The 13,104-nt window shown below is 66.0% G+C and carries 14 protein-coding genes; 10 read left to right on the forward strand and 4 right to left on the reverse strand.

Annotation, left to right across the window (positions count from 1 at the left end; all coding sequences use genetic code 11):
* Positions 1-31: 31 nt before the first annotated feature.
* The 3 genes from F6X42_RS23010 to F6X42_RS23020 all read left to right on the forward strand — a co-directional run bounded on the left by F6X42_RS23010 (position 32) and on the right by F6X42_RS23020 (position 2,582).
* On the forward strand, positions 32-1,120 hold the full coding sequence (locus F6X42_RS23010) for a LacI family DNA-binding transcriptional regulator (protein WP_187636406.1): 1,089 nt from the start codon (positions 32-34) through the stop codon (positions 1,118-1,120).
* A gap of 84 nt (positions 1,121-1,204) precedes the next feature.
* On the forward strand, positions 1,205-2,104 hold the full coding sequence (locus F6X42_RS23015) for a YhfC family intramembrane metalloprotease (RefSeq protein WP_187636407.1): 900 nt from the start codon (positions 1,205-1,207) through the stop codon (positions 2,102-2,104).
* Between the two features lie 112 nt (positions 2,105-2,216).
* The gene (locus F6X42_RS23020) at positions 2,217-2,582 is read left to right on the forward strand and encodes a DUF3022 domain-containing protein (protein WP_187636408.1); all 366 of its coding nucleotides are present in this window, start codon (positions 2,217-2,219) and stop codon (positions 2,580-2,582) included.
* 41 nt (positions 2,583-2,623) lie between these two features.
* Here the strand turns inward: F6X42_RS23020 and F6X42_RS23025 are convergent, their stop codons facing one another.
* Both F6X42_RS23025 and F6X42_RS23030 read right to left on the reverse strand, forming a co-directional pair.
* Positions 2,624-3,061, reverse strand: coding sequence for a PGDYG domain-containing protein (locus F6X42_RS23025; RefSeq protein ID WP_187636409.1), 438 nt, complete (start codon positions 3,059-3,061; stop codon positions 2,624-2,626).
* Positions 3,062-3,323: 262 nt separating this feature from the next.
* Complete coding sequence (locus F6X42_RS23030) at positions 3,324-3,845, reverse strand: Spy/CpxP family protein refolding chaperone (RefSeq protein ID WP_187636410.1); 522 nt, start codon at positions 3,843-3,845, stop codon at positions 3,324-3,326.
* A gap of 339 nt (positions 3,846-4,184) precedes the next feature.
* On the opposite strand from F6X42_RS23030, the gene F6X42_RS23035 reads away from it, so the two are divergent.
* Positions 4,185-4,643, forward strand: a complete 459-nt coding sequence (locus tag F6X42_RS23035; protein ID WP_008922942.1) for an Lrp/AsnC family transcriptional regulator — start codon at positions 4,185-4,187, stop codon at positions 4,641-4,643.
* Positions 4,644-4,912: 269 nt separating this feature from the next.
* A complete protein-coding gene (locus F6X42_RS23040) occupies positions 4,913-6,010 on the forward strand; it encodes a saccharopine dehydrogenase family protein (protein ID WP_187636411.1) in 1,098 nt (365 codons plus the stop codon).
* 109 nt (positions 6,011-6,119) lie between these two features.
* On the opposite strand, the gene F6X42_RS23045 is transcribed toward F6X42_RS23040, so the two are convergent.
* Together F6X42_RS23045 and cydX are read right to left on the reverse strand one after the other, a co-directional pair.
* Positions 6,120-6,701, reverse strand: a complete 582-nt coding sequence (locus F6X42_RS23045) for a P-loop nucleotide/nucleoside kinase family protein (protein ID WP_187636412.1) — start codon at positions 6,699-6,701, stop codon at positions 6,120-6,122.
* Positions 6,698-6,844 carry a cytochrome bd-I oxidase subunit CydX gene (gene cydX / locus F6X42_RS23050; protein ID WP_026228716.1) on the reverse strand — a complete coding sequence of 49 codons (147 nt, stop codon included), beginning with the start codon at positions 6,842-6,844 and terminating at the stop codon, positions 6,698-6,700. The genes F6X42_RS23045 and cydX overlap by 4 nt, the downstream gene beginning before the upstream one ends.
* A 303-nt stretch (positions 6,845-7,147) precedes the next feature.
* Here cydX and F6X42_RS23055 point away from each other — a divergent pair, with 303 nt between their 5' ends.
* The 5 genes from F6X42_RS23055 (at position 7,148) to F6X42_RS23075 (ending at position 13,075) form a co-directional block, all read left to right on the forward strand.
* Positions 7,148-7,588 (forward strand): hypothetical protein, encoded by a 441-nt coding sequence (locus F6X42_RS23055; protein ID WP_246530187.1) that lies wholly within the window; start codon positions 7,148-7,150, stop codon positions 7,586-7,588.
* 179 nt (positions 7,589-7,767) lie between these two features.
* The gene (gene corA, locus F6X42_RS23060; RefSeq protein ID WP_187636414.1) at positions 7,768-8,745 is read left to right on the forward strand and encodes a magnesium/cobalt transporter CorA; all 978 of its coding nucleotides are present in this window, start codon (positions 7,768-7,770) and stop codon (positions 8,743-8,745) included.
* A 313-nt stretch (positions 8,746-9,058) separates the two neighbouring features.
* A complete protein-coding gene (locus tag F6X42_RS23065) occupies positions 9,059-10,033 on the forward strand; it encodes a sugar ABC transporter substrate-binding protein (RefSeq protein WP_187636415.1) in 975 nt (324 codons plus the stop codon).
* Between the two features lie 358 nt (positions 10,034-10,391).
* On the forward strand, positions 10,392-11,984 hold the full coding sequence (locus F6X42_RS23070; protein WP_187636416.1) for a sugar ABC transporter ATP-binding protein: 1,593 nt from the start codon (positions 10,392-10,394) through the stop codon (positions 11,982-11,984).
* Positions 11,984-13,075 (forward strand): ABC transporter permease, encoded by a 1,092-nt coding sequence (locus F6X42_RS23075; RefSeq protein ID WP_187636417.1) that lies wholly within the window; start codon positions 11,984-11,986, stop codon positions 13,073-13,075. Before F6X42_RS23070 ends, F6X42_RS23075 begins: the two co-directional genes overlap by 1 nt.
* The last annotated feature ends 29 nt before the right edge of the window (positions 13,076-13,104 follow it).

Raw genomic sequence — 13,104 nt, forward strand, 5'->3', positions numbered from 1 at the left:
CCGACACGAGCGATCAGCGAATGAGCACGAAATGAGCACGACCCCGCCCAGCCCGCCACCCGGAAGTCCGCGCGCGGCGACGCGCCGCGCGACCATCACCGATGTCGCGCGCGAAGCCGGCACCGGCAAGACCAGCATCTCGCGGTATCTCAACGGTGAGATCAGCGCGCTGTCGCCCGAGCTGCGAGCGCGCATCGAAGCCGCGATCGCGCGGCTCGACTATCAGCCGAACCAGATGGCGCGCGGCCTGAAGCGCGGCCGCAACCGGCTGATCGGCATGCTGGTCGCCGACCTGACCAATCCGTACTCCGTCGAAGTGCTGCAAGGCGTCGAGGCCGCGTGTCACGCGCTCGGTCTGATGCCGCTGATCTGCCACGCGGCGAACGAGGTCGAGATGGAGCGGCGTTATCTGCAACTGCTGACCACGTATCGCGTGGAAGGCGTGATCGTCAACGCGCTCGGCGTGCGTGAAGAGACGTTGCGGCCGGTCGGCGACGGCGGGATTCCGGCGGTGCTGGTCGATCGGCGCGTCGAGGGGCTGGTCGCCGACATGGTCGGTCTCGACAATGGCGCGGCCGCCGGGCTCGGCACGCGGCATTTGCTCGAACGGGGCTTCGAGCATATCTGGTTCATCGTGCAGCCATTCGAGCAGGTCAGCTCGCGGCAACTGCGCGTCGCAGCGTTCGATCGCGCGATGCGCGACGATGGCCGCGCGCGCGGTCATACGCTGGTGCTGGATCTCGCCGATGCGGCCGCGCTCGAGCGCGGCCTCGCGGCGCTGGATCGTGCGATCGACTCGCTGGTCGGCGACACTGCCGAGCCCGCCGGCGCCACCGCACGCGTCGCGCTGTTCGCGGCCAACGCACCGGTCGCGTTGCGTGTCGCGCTGCATCTGAACGCGCGTTTCGGCGCGCACTGGCAGAGCCGTGTCGCGCTGCTTTCTATCGACGATCCGGATTGGGCCGAGCTCGCCGGCATCACGACGATCCGTCAGCCGACCTACGACATCGGCTATCGCGCGGTCGAATTCCTGCACGAGCGCATCGAAGGCGCGCAGATGGGCGCGCGCGACTGCCTGCTGCCGGGTGAGTTGATCGTGCGTGCGTCGACCGCGCGCTGAGTTCCGATCAATCTGCGATCATTCGGGGCTGCGGCGCGCAGCGGTTGCGCGCCGGGGATTGCAACGAACCCCGCAAGGATACACATGGTCGTGCCACCGCTTACCCTCGCGAGCCTCGCGCTCGCCACGCTCGTCATCGCCGCTTTACCGTTTCTGATTTACCGGCAGTTGCGCCGGCCGCTCGGGCTCAGACCGCGCGACGCGATCGCCGGCGTCGCGGTGTTCGCGCTGTTCGCGATGGTGATCGAGCGTGCGCTGAACGACTATCTGCTGCGCGGCAACGACGCGACCGCGGCGTTCCTTGCGCAGCCGATTGTGTTCGTCGTCTACGGTGCGCTGGCCGCAGGCGTTTGCGAGGAAGTGGGGCGGTTCTTCGGCATGCGGCTGCTCGTGAAGCGCGCGGCGGCGCGGCCGGTCGCGCGCCGAATGGCGAACCTCGACGCGAACGTCGGCGTCGATGCAAGCGCGGGCACCAGCACCGCCGCCAGCACGACTGCCGACCCGCGGACCGCCGCATTGCGCGCTGACGATGGCGTCGCGCTCAGCTACGGCCTCGGCCACGGCGGAGCGGAAGCGTGGATGGTCGGCGTGCTCGTGCAGTGCCAGTGGCTCGTGTTCGCGGTCCTCGAAAACCGCGGCCGGCTCGGCGACTATCTCGGCAATCTGCCGGCCGAAGCGGTGATGCGCGTGCATCTGATTCTCGCGAGCCTGTCGCCGCAACTGGCCGGGATTTTCGCGCTTGAACGCATCGCGGCGCTGGTGTTTCAGATCGGTCTGTCGGTGCTGATGTGGCGTGGCGTGCGGGCCGGCTCGCGCGTCATCCTGCCGCTCGCAATCGTGGTGCACGCGCTGATCGACGTGCCCGCGGCGATGTCGCAGGCGCAGCTGCTGCCGCTCGCGGCGGTCGATACGATCTATGCGGTGGCGGCGCTGTTCGTCGCGGGTTTGCTGATACGGAGTTACCGGCGGCCGGTCGTGGTGTGAGCGAATGAAGCGAATCCGCGCCCGGGTGGCCGGCGCCACGCGCCTCGCTATCCCCTCGGCGTTTCTCTAAAATGCGCCTACGTTTCAGTATCCTCTTTTCCCGGCAGCCTTCATGGAAGCTTACCAATACGACTGCGCGCATCCCGAGTTCGACGAGCTCGCGCGCGTCATCAGCGATCTGTTTCCCGAGCAGACGCAGTTCATCGAGCGTGCGGCCGACGACGGCGCGCCCACGCTGACGATCCACTGGGTAGCGATGCGCTTCGGTTCGACCGCGCGCCGTATCGTGATGACGGTCGCGATCGCGCCGGCGGCGCTCGCGCGTTATCGCGCGATGCCGGCGCGGCTGCGCGGCCGCAGCTTCGCGGTATTGCGCGCGTACGTCGAAGCGAGCCTCGGCTCCCTCGAAGAAATGTACGCGAACCGAGAGGCGGTTCCGCGCGAAGTCACGGTGGATCTCGGCGACGAGTTCGCGTGAAGCGCGGATGAAGCGCGGATGAAAGCGCGGATGAACTTGTCTCAGTCCGCGAGCCGATAGACCTTCGCGAAACGCGCGGCCTGCACGACACCGTAGTCGCCGGGCGCATATTGCATGACCCAGTCGCCGGCCGCGCCGTGCAGCACGTCGCCGCCGCTGGCCGAGCGCGCGAGCGAGAAGGCCTCGTCCATCCGACGGGCAAGCACGACCGCCGGGCGGTTGCGATAGGCGCCGGCCTGGCCGTGCGCGAGCGCGGTATCGGCGGGCAGGTACTTCGCGTCGAAGCGCTCGCGCGACACGACCCAGCGGTCGCCGGTCGAGCCGGTGATCAGCGCGTCGCCGCGTACATAGCGGTTCGGGCCTTCGAGGCTCATCAACTGGCCTTCGGCGGCGGCGAATTCGACGCTGACCGTTTCGTCCTTGACGACGCGTTGGGCGTGCGGATCGTCACGCAGATCGAGATTTCTGAGTTCGGTCATGAAGCGGGCGGGAGATTAGGAGTAGGTGTTGCGGTGAGATTTGCCGCTTTGCGGCGGTCGTGTGTCGGTCGCTGGGACGGATAGCCGGCCCGGACGTCGCGCACCGAATCATGCCAGATGCATGGGCCGGGCGGGGCATTCTGAAAGGCGGAGGGGAGGTGAGCAAGCCGCTTTTCGGGCGCAACGGGAATGGCTCAAGTCAAATGCGTCCGAACGGATCCGCGCCCGCAACGCGGCAACCCCCGCCGCGGGCGCCCTTTGATTACGGCTTCACGGTCGCGTCGCTCGCGGCTTCGGCCGCGGGCTTGCCGCTCGTGCCCTTGCCGTGATGGCCGTGATGGCGGCCACCTTCGGGGCCGCCCCGGTGAAACGTCGCGTCCGCGAGCTTCTTTTGCTCCGGCGACAGGCTGCTATACAGCGGATCGAACGCATCGACGAGCTTCTTCATGCCGTCCGCATGCGCCTGCGCGATCGTTGCGTACTGTTTCATGTCGTCGAGCGCGCTCACGTTGGTGGCTGACTTGCGCTGCTCGAACAGCTGGCCCATCGTTTCGCCGTTGCTGCGCATGACGTCGGCGAACGCCTTCCATTGCGTGTCCTGCGCGGGCGTGATCTTCAGTTGCGAGTGCAGATAAGCGATGCGGTCTTCGACGTTGCGTTCGTGGCCGGCCTTGGCCGCGGAGGCCGATGCTGTGGTGTCCGGCGCCGCGGCCGGCGCGGCGGTTTGGGCGAACGCGCCGCCCATCGAAACGGCCGTAGCCAGCATAACCAGTGCTTTTTTCATCGAAACTCCTGATGTCTGTTCGTTATTGAGACACGGCGCGCGGCGAGCGTCTTACCCCGCGCCAGCGGCGAATGCGGCGTCCGCCAAGCGGCTGCCGCATTCGCCCGTCGCCGCTATTAATAACACGTTAACCCTGGCATACGGTGTGTGTGCGACAAACGCTTACAACCGAAACGAACGCGAAACGGCTCGCGCCTGAGCGGCAATCGCGCCGATACACTGCGCCGAGGCCGCCCCACAATGTGCCGTGCATCTGTGACCGGATAGCGTGACATGGTGCCGCCGCGTGCAGACGCGCGATAATCCGCGACATTCCACACCAACTTCCTCGCCCTTTCGATGAGACCTCCGCGCCTCGACCAGCTCGACGACCTCGACCGCAACCTCGTTGCACTGCTTCAAGCCAACGCGCGCGAGAGCGTCGCGAACCTTGCGCGGCAGCTCGGCGTCGCGCGCACGACCGTGATCGCGCGCATTGCGCGGCTCGAGCGCAGCAACGTGATCGCCGGCTACAGCGTGCGGCTTGGTCAGGACGTACTCGATTCGAGCATCGTCGCGTACGTCGGCATCATCATCGCGCCGAAGCACGGGCCGGCCGTGCAGAAGCGCCTCGGCAAAATGCCCGAAGTGCAGCTGCTGTGCGCGGTGAGCGGCGAGTTCGACTACGTGGCATGGCTGCGCGCCGATTCACCGGAGCGGCTCAACGATCTGCTCGATCAGATCGGCGGCCTCGAAGGCGTCGAGCGGACCACGACGTCGATCATTCTCGCGCGCAAGATCGACCGCGGCACGGTTTGAGCCAGCGCGCGGCGTGACCTTTTCGCGAGCGCTTCGCGAATCCTTCGCGAGCCCGTTGTTAGCGCCTTTTTCTACGACATTTCGACGAATCGTTTTACGCGTTCGTCAGAACGTCGAACCTGATGGTCATACCGCAGCATTTTGCGCGTATGAACTGTTTTTGCTTCTTCCTACACTGTCATTCAAGGGTTCGGCCCGCAGGCGCCGCGCGCAACGCGCGGCGCCCCTTCCAAGCTCGAAGACAGCACATGGATAACAAGGAGAAGCAGATGAAAGTAGCTATCGTTGGCGCAGGTCTGATCGGTCACACCATTGCCCATATGCTGCGCGAGACGGGCGACTACGAAGTCGTCGCTCTCGACCGCGATCAGCACGCGCTCGACAAGCTCGCGGCCCAGGGCATTCCGACGTGCCGCATCGATTCCGCCGACGCCGCCGTGCTGCGCGCCGCGATCCAGGGCTTCGACGTGCTGATCAACGCGCTGCCGTACTACCTCGCGGTCAACGTCGCATCGGCCGCGAAGGGCGCGGGTGTCCATTACTTCGACCTGACCGAGGACGTCCGCGCGACGCACGCGATCCGCGCGATTGCCGAGGATGCCGATCACGCGTTCATGCCGCAGTGCGGTCTCGCACCCGGTTTCATCGGCATTGCCGCGCATGAGCTCGCGAACCGCTTCACGGAAATCCGCGACGTGAAGATGCGCGTCGGCGCGCTGCCCGAGTTTCCGACCAATGCGCTGAAATACAACCTGACGTGGAGCGTCGACGGTCTGATCAACGAATACTGCCAGCCGTGCGAAGCGATCCGCGACGGCCGCACGCAGTGGGTGCAGCCGCTCGAAGGCCTCGAGCATTTCTCGCTCGACGGCACCGAGTACGAAGCGTTCAACACGTCGGGCGGCCTGGGCACGCTGTGCGAAACGCTGTCGGGACGCGTCGAATCGCTCGACTACAAGTCGGTGCGCTATCCAGGTCATCGCAACCTGATGCAGTTCCTGCTGGAGGACCTGCGTCTGTCGAGCGACCGCGATACGCTGAAAGCCATCATGCGCCGCTCGGTGCCGTCGACCGCGCAGGACGTCGTGCTGGTGTTCATCACCGTGAGCGGCATGCGCGACGGTCAGCTCGTGCAGGAGGTGTTCACGCGCAAGATCTTCGCGAAGACCGTCTGCGGCGTGCCGATGAGCGCGATCCAGATCACGACCGCCGGCGCGATGTGCGCGGTGCTCGATCTGTTCCGCGAGCGCAAGCTGCCGCAAAAAGGCTTCGTGCGGCAAGAGCAGGTGTCGCTAGGCGATTTTCTGGCGAACCGCTTCGGCAAGCTGTACGAAGGGCAGTCGCTGGAGGCGATGGCGACGGTTTGAGGCTGCAATAGCTCGCGACAAATAAAAATCCCCGTACGTCGATGACGTAAGGGGATTTTTCGTTATTCAGCCCATCACCGGGCCTCCGCTTTGCGGGTGACGGCGGCCGTCAACCAGCCATGATCCGCGCAACGAGCGCTTCGTAGTCCGCCGACTTCGGCGCGGTATTGTCGAACATCAGCAGACCATCGCGGCTCGCGCCGCTCGGCATGAACCGGCGATGTCGGTACTCGTCCCAGTGCGCGAGCTTGTACGCATCGTTGGGATTCGCGCGCGCGACGATCCGCTGCCGCGCCACATCCTCCGACGTGTGCACCCACACGACACGCAACGTTACGTCCGGCGCGACGCCAAGCCACGCATGGTCGAACAGACGCCGTTCGCGCACCTCGCGCGACAGCGGGCCGACGACCAACGCACTGACGCCGAGTTCGAGATTGTCGCGGGCGGTATCGATGAGGCCGCGATACTCGGGCTCGCGCAGATGCTGCAGGAAAAGAGGGCTGTCGCGATCGTTCGGATCGCCGGTCAGCATGGACATCGCCGCCGCGCTATAGCCGCCGTACAGCGTGTCCTTGTCGAGCAGGCAGAAGGGGATGCCGCTCGCTTTCACCAGCGGGCCGAACAGTTTTTTCGCCAGCGTCGTCTTGCCCGTGCCCGCATGACCGCAAAAGAAAACCAGCGAGCTCACGCAGGCTTGTCCTCACGCGGCGCGGCGGCGGCATCGGGGCGCGGGTCGCGCGCGAACTTGCCGTTGGTCTCGAGCCACATCACGTTGATGATGCCGAAGCCGAGCGCCACACCCACGCCGAGAATCCAGGTGAAATACCACATCGCAGCCTCCCTGATCGTGCGTCCGACTACGGCCAACCGCCAGTGCGGCCGCCTTCGTAACGATCATGAAGAAGAACGCTGCGCCATGCAAGAGGCGCGGCGCCCGAGCCCCGTCGGCGTTGGCTGGCGTGATGCCCGCGCGTTGCTATGATGCGCAACAGCTGTGTCTGCCGATCACGCGGACGCACGACGACGACCCGCACCGCGTAGTCGGAAAGCCGACCCACAATCGGCCCACAATCGAGAGCACACGGGAGAACCAGCATGCCGATGCGCCTGTCTTGCCGCGGCCGAACCGCACGGATGGCCGGCTCCGCACGCTGCGCCGCGTTGGCCCTATGCGTTGCGATCAACCTGATCACGTTAGCCGGCTGCGCGTCGACGCCGGCAGAGCCGGTGCCATTCAAACTGGTGCCGGCCGAGCACATCGTCAGACCGGGCTATACGCAGCCGGGCCCCGGCCTCGTCGCGGTGGACCTGCGGCGCGAGCGTTCGCGCGACGTGATCGTGCGGTTCCGCGATGCGCTCGTCTATATCGACGGCGAGCGCGTGACCGACCTGATGAACGGCGAGCATGTGGTGTTCTATCTACCCGCCGGCGCGCATCGGATCGGCGTATCGACGCAGTTCGATCCGGTCGTCGAACTGAACTTTATCGTGACGGCCGATCCGCGCTACACGAACCGCGCCTCGGTCACGTTCAACGACGATCACCGCATCGGCCTGCAGCGGGTCGCGCAGTAGCGTGTCGTCGATCATTAACAATTGGATACGCGCGGCTTATGCATCCCGCCTTAACATGTCGGCTGCTGCAAGCCGGCTGCAAGCGCGCTTGTCCGTTCATGCAGACCCGTCGCCCGTCTTACGCAACGCTTACGCGGCATGGCGGCCCGGTCTGCTTCCGTATGCAAGGTAATTCGAACATGCTGATCAATTGCGCCGCCTATCAGGACGGCCGGAAGCTCGCTGACATCGATATTGACGGCATCAGCGACTACGTCGCGCGGCCCGAGTGCTTCGTGTGGGTCGCGTTGAAAGACCCGAGCCCCGACGAACTCGCGGTCATGAAAGACGAGTTCAACCTGCACGAGCTAGCGATCGAAGACGCGCAACACGGCCATCAACGCCCGAAGATCGAGGAGTACGGCGATTCGCTGTTTACCGTGATGCACACGGTCGAGATGGACGAGCAAGGCGATTTCGTGATCGGCGAAGTCGACGTGTTCGTCGGCAACAACTATGTGCTGTCAGTGCGCCGCGGCACGCGCACCGGTTTTAAGGGCGTGCGCGCGCGCTGCGAGCGCGAGCCGCAGCTGTTGAAGGAAGGCTCGGCGTTCGTGCTGTATGCGCTGATCGACGACGTGGTCGACCGTTATTTCCCGGTCATCGAGGCGATGAGCACCGAGCTCGAGACGCTCGAGGACCGCATTTTCGAGAAGAGCGATTCGGCCGCCTCGCGCGCGATCGTGCAGGACCTGTACACGATGAAGCGCCGGCTCGTAACCCTGCAGCACCATATCGCGCCGCTGCGCGAAGCGGTCGGCAAACTGACGGGCGGGCGCATTCCGAGCGTCTGTGCCGGCATGCAGGCGTACTTTCGCGACGTCTACGATCACCTCGACCGGATCGTCAGAACCATCGAAGGGCGCCGCGAAATCGTCGTCACGGCGGTGCAGGTGAACCTCGGCATGATCTCGCTCGCCGAGAGCGAAATCACCAAGCGGCTCGGCTCGTTCGCGGCGCTGTTCGCGGTGCCGACGATGATCGCCGGTATCTACGGGATGAACTTCGAGCGCATTCCCGAGCTGCATTTCAAGTTCGGCTATCCGGTCGTTCTGCTGGTGATGCTGGCGATCGACTTCTTGCTGTACCGGCGTTTTCGCAAGGCCGGCTGGCTGTAGCCGGCGCACCTTGCGATTTCCTCGCGGTTTCGCTTGCAGCGCGCGCTATACCAGGCCAGCATAAGCGGCCGGTACGTCGCGTCGCGTGCGACGCACGGGCGACATCGACTGCACGGACTGAGCGAGGGAACCTTGCCACACGCTGCCCGGATCGAGCGAACCCACTGCGGCGGCGCACAGAGTGCGCGGCGGTGCGCTGCAACACCGCGATTCGTTGACAATCCAAAAGGCTTGCGCTGAGAATAGCCTCGCAAACGTTTGCGCATCACTAAAAATACGGCTCGTCCGCGAGCTGACAACCATGGAGATACGCATGAGCCATCGAATCCGTCGCCGCATTCTTGCCGTCGCAGTTCTCGCCACCGCCTCCGCCGTCCTGCCTTTTTCCGCCGCCTACGCGCAGAACGCGCCCGCTCATAAGCCCAAGGTCGCGCTCGTGATGAAGTCGCTCGCCAACGAGTTCTTCCTGACCATGGAGACCGGCGCGAAGGATTATCAGAAGCAGAACCCCGGCAAGTTCGACCTGATCACCAACGGCATCAAGGACGAAACCGACACCGCCAACCAGATCCGCATCGTCGAGCAGATGATCGTGTCGAAGGTCGACGCGATCGTGCTCGCGCCGGCCGATTCGAAGGCGCTCGTGCCGGTCGTCAAGAAGGCGGTCGACGCGGGCATCATCGTCGTCAACATCGACAACCGGCTCGATCAGGACGTGCTGAAGTCGAAAGACCTGAACGTGCCGTTCGTCGGCCCCGACAACCGCAAGGGCGCGCGCATCGTCGGCGACTACCTCGCAAAAAGCCTGAAGGCCGGCGACGAGGTCGGCATCCTCGAAGGCGTGTCGACCACCACCAACGCGCAGCAGCGCACCGCGGGCTTCAAGGACGCGATGCAGGCGGTCGGCGCGAAGGTCGTGTCGGTGCAGTCGGGCGAGTGGGAAATCGACAAAGGCAACGCGGTCGCCTCGGCGATGCTCAACGAGTATCCGAACCTGAAGGCGCTGCTCGCCGGCAACGACAACATGGCGATCGGCGCGGTGTCGGCCGTGCGCGCGGCCGGCAAGCAGGGCAAGGTGCTGGTGGTCGGCTATGACAACATCAACGCGATCCATCCGATGCTGAAGGACGGACGCGTGCTCGCCACCGCCGACCAGTACGCCGCGAAGCAGGCCGTGTTCGGCATCGATACCGCGTTGAAGGCGTTGAGCGAACACAAGAAGCAGTCGCAGCTGTCGGGCGTCGTCGAAACGCCGGTCGATCTCGTGACGAAAGACACACTGAAGTAAGCGCGGCGCGCCTGGCGTCAAACGCGAGCCGGGCGCAGCCGCAGAGCCCGCGGGAAACCGCAAAAAGCCGCGCTGAAGCGCGCGAACAGCACGCTTCGGCGGCAATGCGGCAACCCCGACGATCCGCTTTTATTCAACGAACGCTCAAGAAACCCGCCGCGGCGCCGTTAATTCCAGAGATAAGCGTCATGACGGCGGCTCGCGCGGCGAGAGGAAGCGCGGCCGTGAGCATCTGCGCATTTCGCGCGAGGGGCCGGCATGACTCGTGGCAGCCGGGAGCGGCGAGCTGTGCGGCCAGGCGCAGCGGACCGCCGAAACGCCACGAAGGCGCCAGAAGCGCCATGCAACCAGGAGCGCGATGGATTCAATCGACCACGACGCCTTGCCTGTCGTCCTGACCGTCAGCGGCATCGGCAAGACCTATGCCGAACCGGTGCTGGCAGACGTCTCGCTGTCGCTGCGAGCAGGCGAGGTATTGGCGTTGACCGGCGAGAACGGCGCGGGCAAGAGCACGCTGTCGAAGATCGTCGGCGGGCTGGTCGAGCCGAGCACGGGCACGATGCGGCTCGCCGGCGCGCCGTACGCGCCCGCGAGCCGCACCGAGGCCGAGGCGCTCGGCGTGCGCATGGTCATGCAGGAGTTGAATCTGCTGCCGACGCTGTCGGTCGCCGAGAACCTGTTCCTGAACCGGCTGCCGCGCGCGGGCGCGTTCAGCTTCGGCTGGATCGATCGCGGCAAGCTGCGTGAGAACGCGCGCGCGGCGATGGCGCAGGTCGGGCTCGATGCGATCGATCCCGACACGCTGGTCGGCGAACTGGGCATCGGCCATCAGCAGATGGTCGAGATCGCCCGCAACCTGATCGACGACTGCCGCGTGCTGATCCTCGACGAGCCGACCGCGATGCTGACCGCGCGCGAGGTCGATCTGCTGTTCGAGCAGATCGGGCGGCTCAAGGCACGCGGCGTCGCGCTCGTCTATATCTCGCACCGGCTCGAAGAGCTCGCGCGGGTCGCCGAACGGGTCGCGGTGCTGCGCGACGGCCGCCTCGTGCATGTCGACCCGATGGCGAACCTGACGAGCGAGCAGATCGTCACGTGGATGGTCGGCCGCGAGCTTGGCGAGCATATCGATCTCGGCGAGCGCAACATCGGCGCGCCGCTGCTGAAAGTGGAGCGGCTCGCGCGCGGCAAGGTCGTGCGCGATGTGTCGTTCGAGGTGCGCGCGGGCGAGATTTTCGGTGTGAGCGGACTGATCGGCGCGGGCCGCACCGAGCTGATGCGGCTCATCTACGGCGCCGATCGGAAAGACGCCGGCAGCGTGTCGCTCGCCGCGACGCCGGGCGCGCCGCCCACACCGGTGCGAATCGACTCGCCGGCGGACGCGGTGCGCACGGGCATCGCGCTGATCACCGAAGACCGCAAAGGCGAAGGCCTGCTGCTGCCGCAACCGGTCGCGGCCAACCTGTCGCTCGGCAATCTCGGCAGCGTCGCGCGGCACGGCCTCGTCGACGCGAAGCGCGAGAATGCGCTGGCGCACAAGCAGATCGCCGCAATGCGGATTCGCAGCTCAGGGCCCGCGCAGATCGTCGGCGAGCTGTCGGGCGGCAACCAGCAGAAGGTCGTGATCGGCCGCTGGCTCGCGCGCGACTGCCGCGTGCTGTTGTTCGACGAACCGACGCGCGGCATCGACGTCGGCGCGAAGTTCGATATTTACGGCCTGATGGGCGCGCTCGCTCGCGACGGCCGCGCGCTCGTCGTGGTGTCGAGCGATCTGCGCGAGCTGATGCTGATCTGCGATCGGATCGGCGTAATGTCGGCGGGCAGCATGACGGGCGTGTTCGAGCGCGCGAGCTGGAGCCAGGATGCGCTGCTCGCGGCCGCGTTCGCCGGCTACCGCGGCCGCGAGGCGCTGCTGCACACGCATGGCGTCAACCAGCCAGGGAGTCTGTGATGACCGATCAATCGTGGCGCGAGGCGGCGGGTGTCAAACAGGACGGCCAGTTGGATGGCCAGCTGGACGGCAAGCAAGCCGGCGCGCCGGACGCACCCGGTGCGACGCCGCCCGCCGATCCGTCGGCGCCGCTCGCGAGCGGCAAGCCGGCCGGCACGCGGCTCGGCTTTTCGAACTACCTGGGTCTCGCCGGCGCGCTGCTCGCGATGATCGTGCTGTTCTCGCTGCTGAGCTCGCACTTTCTGACCTACGACACGTTCAGCACGATCGCGAACCAGATTCCGGATCTCGTCGTGATGTCGGTCGGCATGACCTTCGTGCTGATCATCGCGGGCATCGATCTGTCGGTGGGCTCGGTGCTCGCGCTCGGCGCGTCGGTGGTCAGCGTGGTGACGCTCAAGTGGGGCTGGGGGCCGGCCGCGGGTGCGCTGCTCGGTGTCGCGGTCGCGGCGCTGACCGGCACCGTGACCGGGGCGGTGACGGTGGGCTGGCGGATTCCGTCGTTCATCGTGTCGCTCGGCGTGCTCGAGGCGGCGCGCGGCATGGCGTATCAGATGACCAATTCGCGCACCGCGTATATCGGCGACGCGTTCGACTTTCTGTCGAACCCTATCGCGCTCGGCATCTCGCCGGCCTTCCTGATCGCGGTCGCGGTGATGGTGATCGCGCAGCTGATGCTAACGCGCACGGTGTTCGGTCGTTACCTGGTCGGGATCGGCACCAACGAGGAAGCGGTGCGGCTCGCGGGCGTCAATCCGCGGCCGTACAAGGTGATCGTATTCGCGCTGATGGGCGCGCTGTCGGGACTCGCGGCACTGTTTCAGATCTCGCGGCTCGAGGCGGCCGATCCGAATGCGGGCGTCGGCGTGGAACTGCAGGTGATCGCGGCGGTCGTGATCGGCGGCACGAGTCTGATGGGCGGGCGCGGTTCGGTGATCAGCACGTTCTTTGGCGTGCTGATCATTTCGGTGCTGGCGGCGGGCCTGGCGCAGATCGGTGCGAACGAGCCGACCAAGCGGATGATCACCGGCGCGGTGATCGTGATCGCGGTGGTGCTCGATACGTACCGCAGTCGCCGCAAACGCGCCTGAGATGTGCGCCGTGGCGCAATGATGAATGA

This window comes from Paraburkholderia podalyriae (assembly GCF_014397785.1).
In the GTDB taxonomy this organism is placed as follows: Bacteria; Pseudomonadota; Gammaproteobacteria; order Burkholderiales; family Burkholderiaceae; genus Paraburkholderia; species Paraburkholderia podalyriae.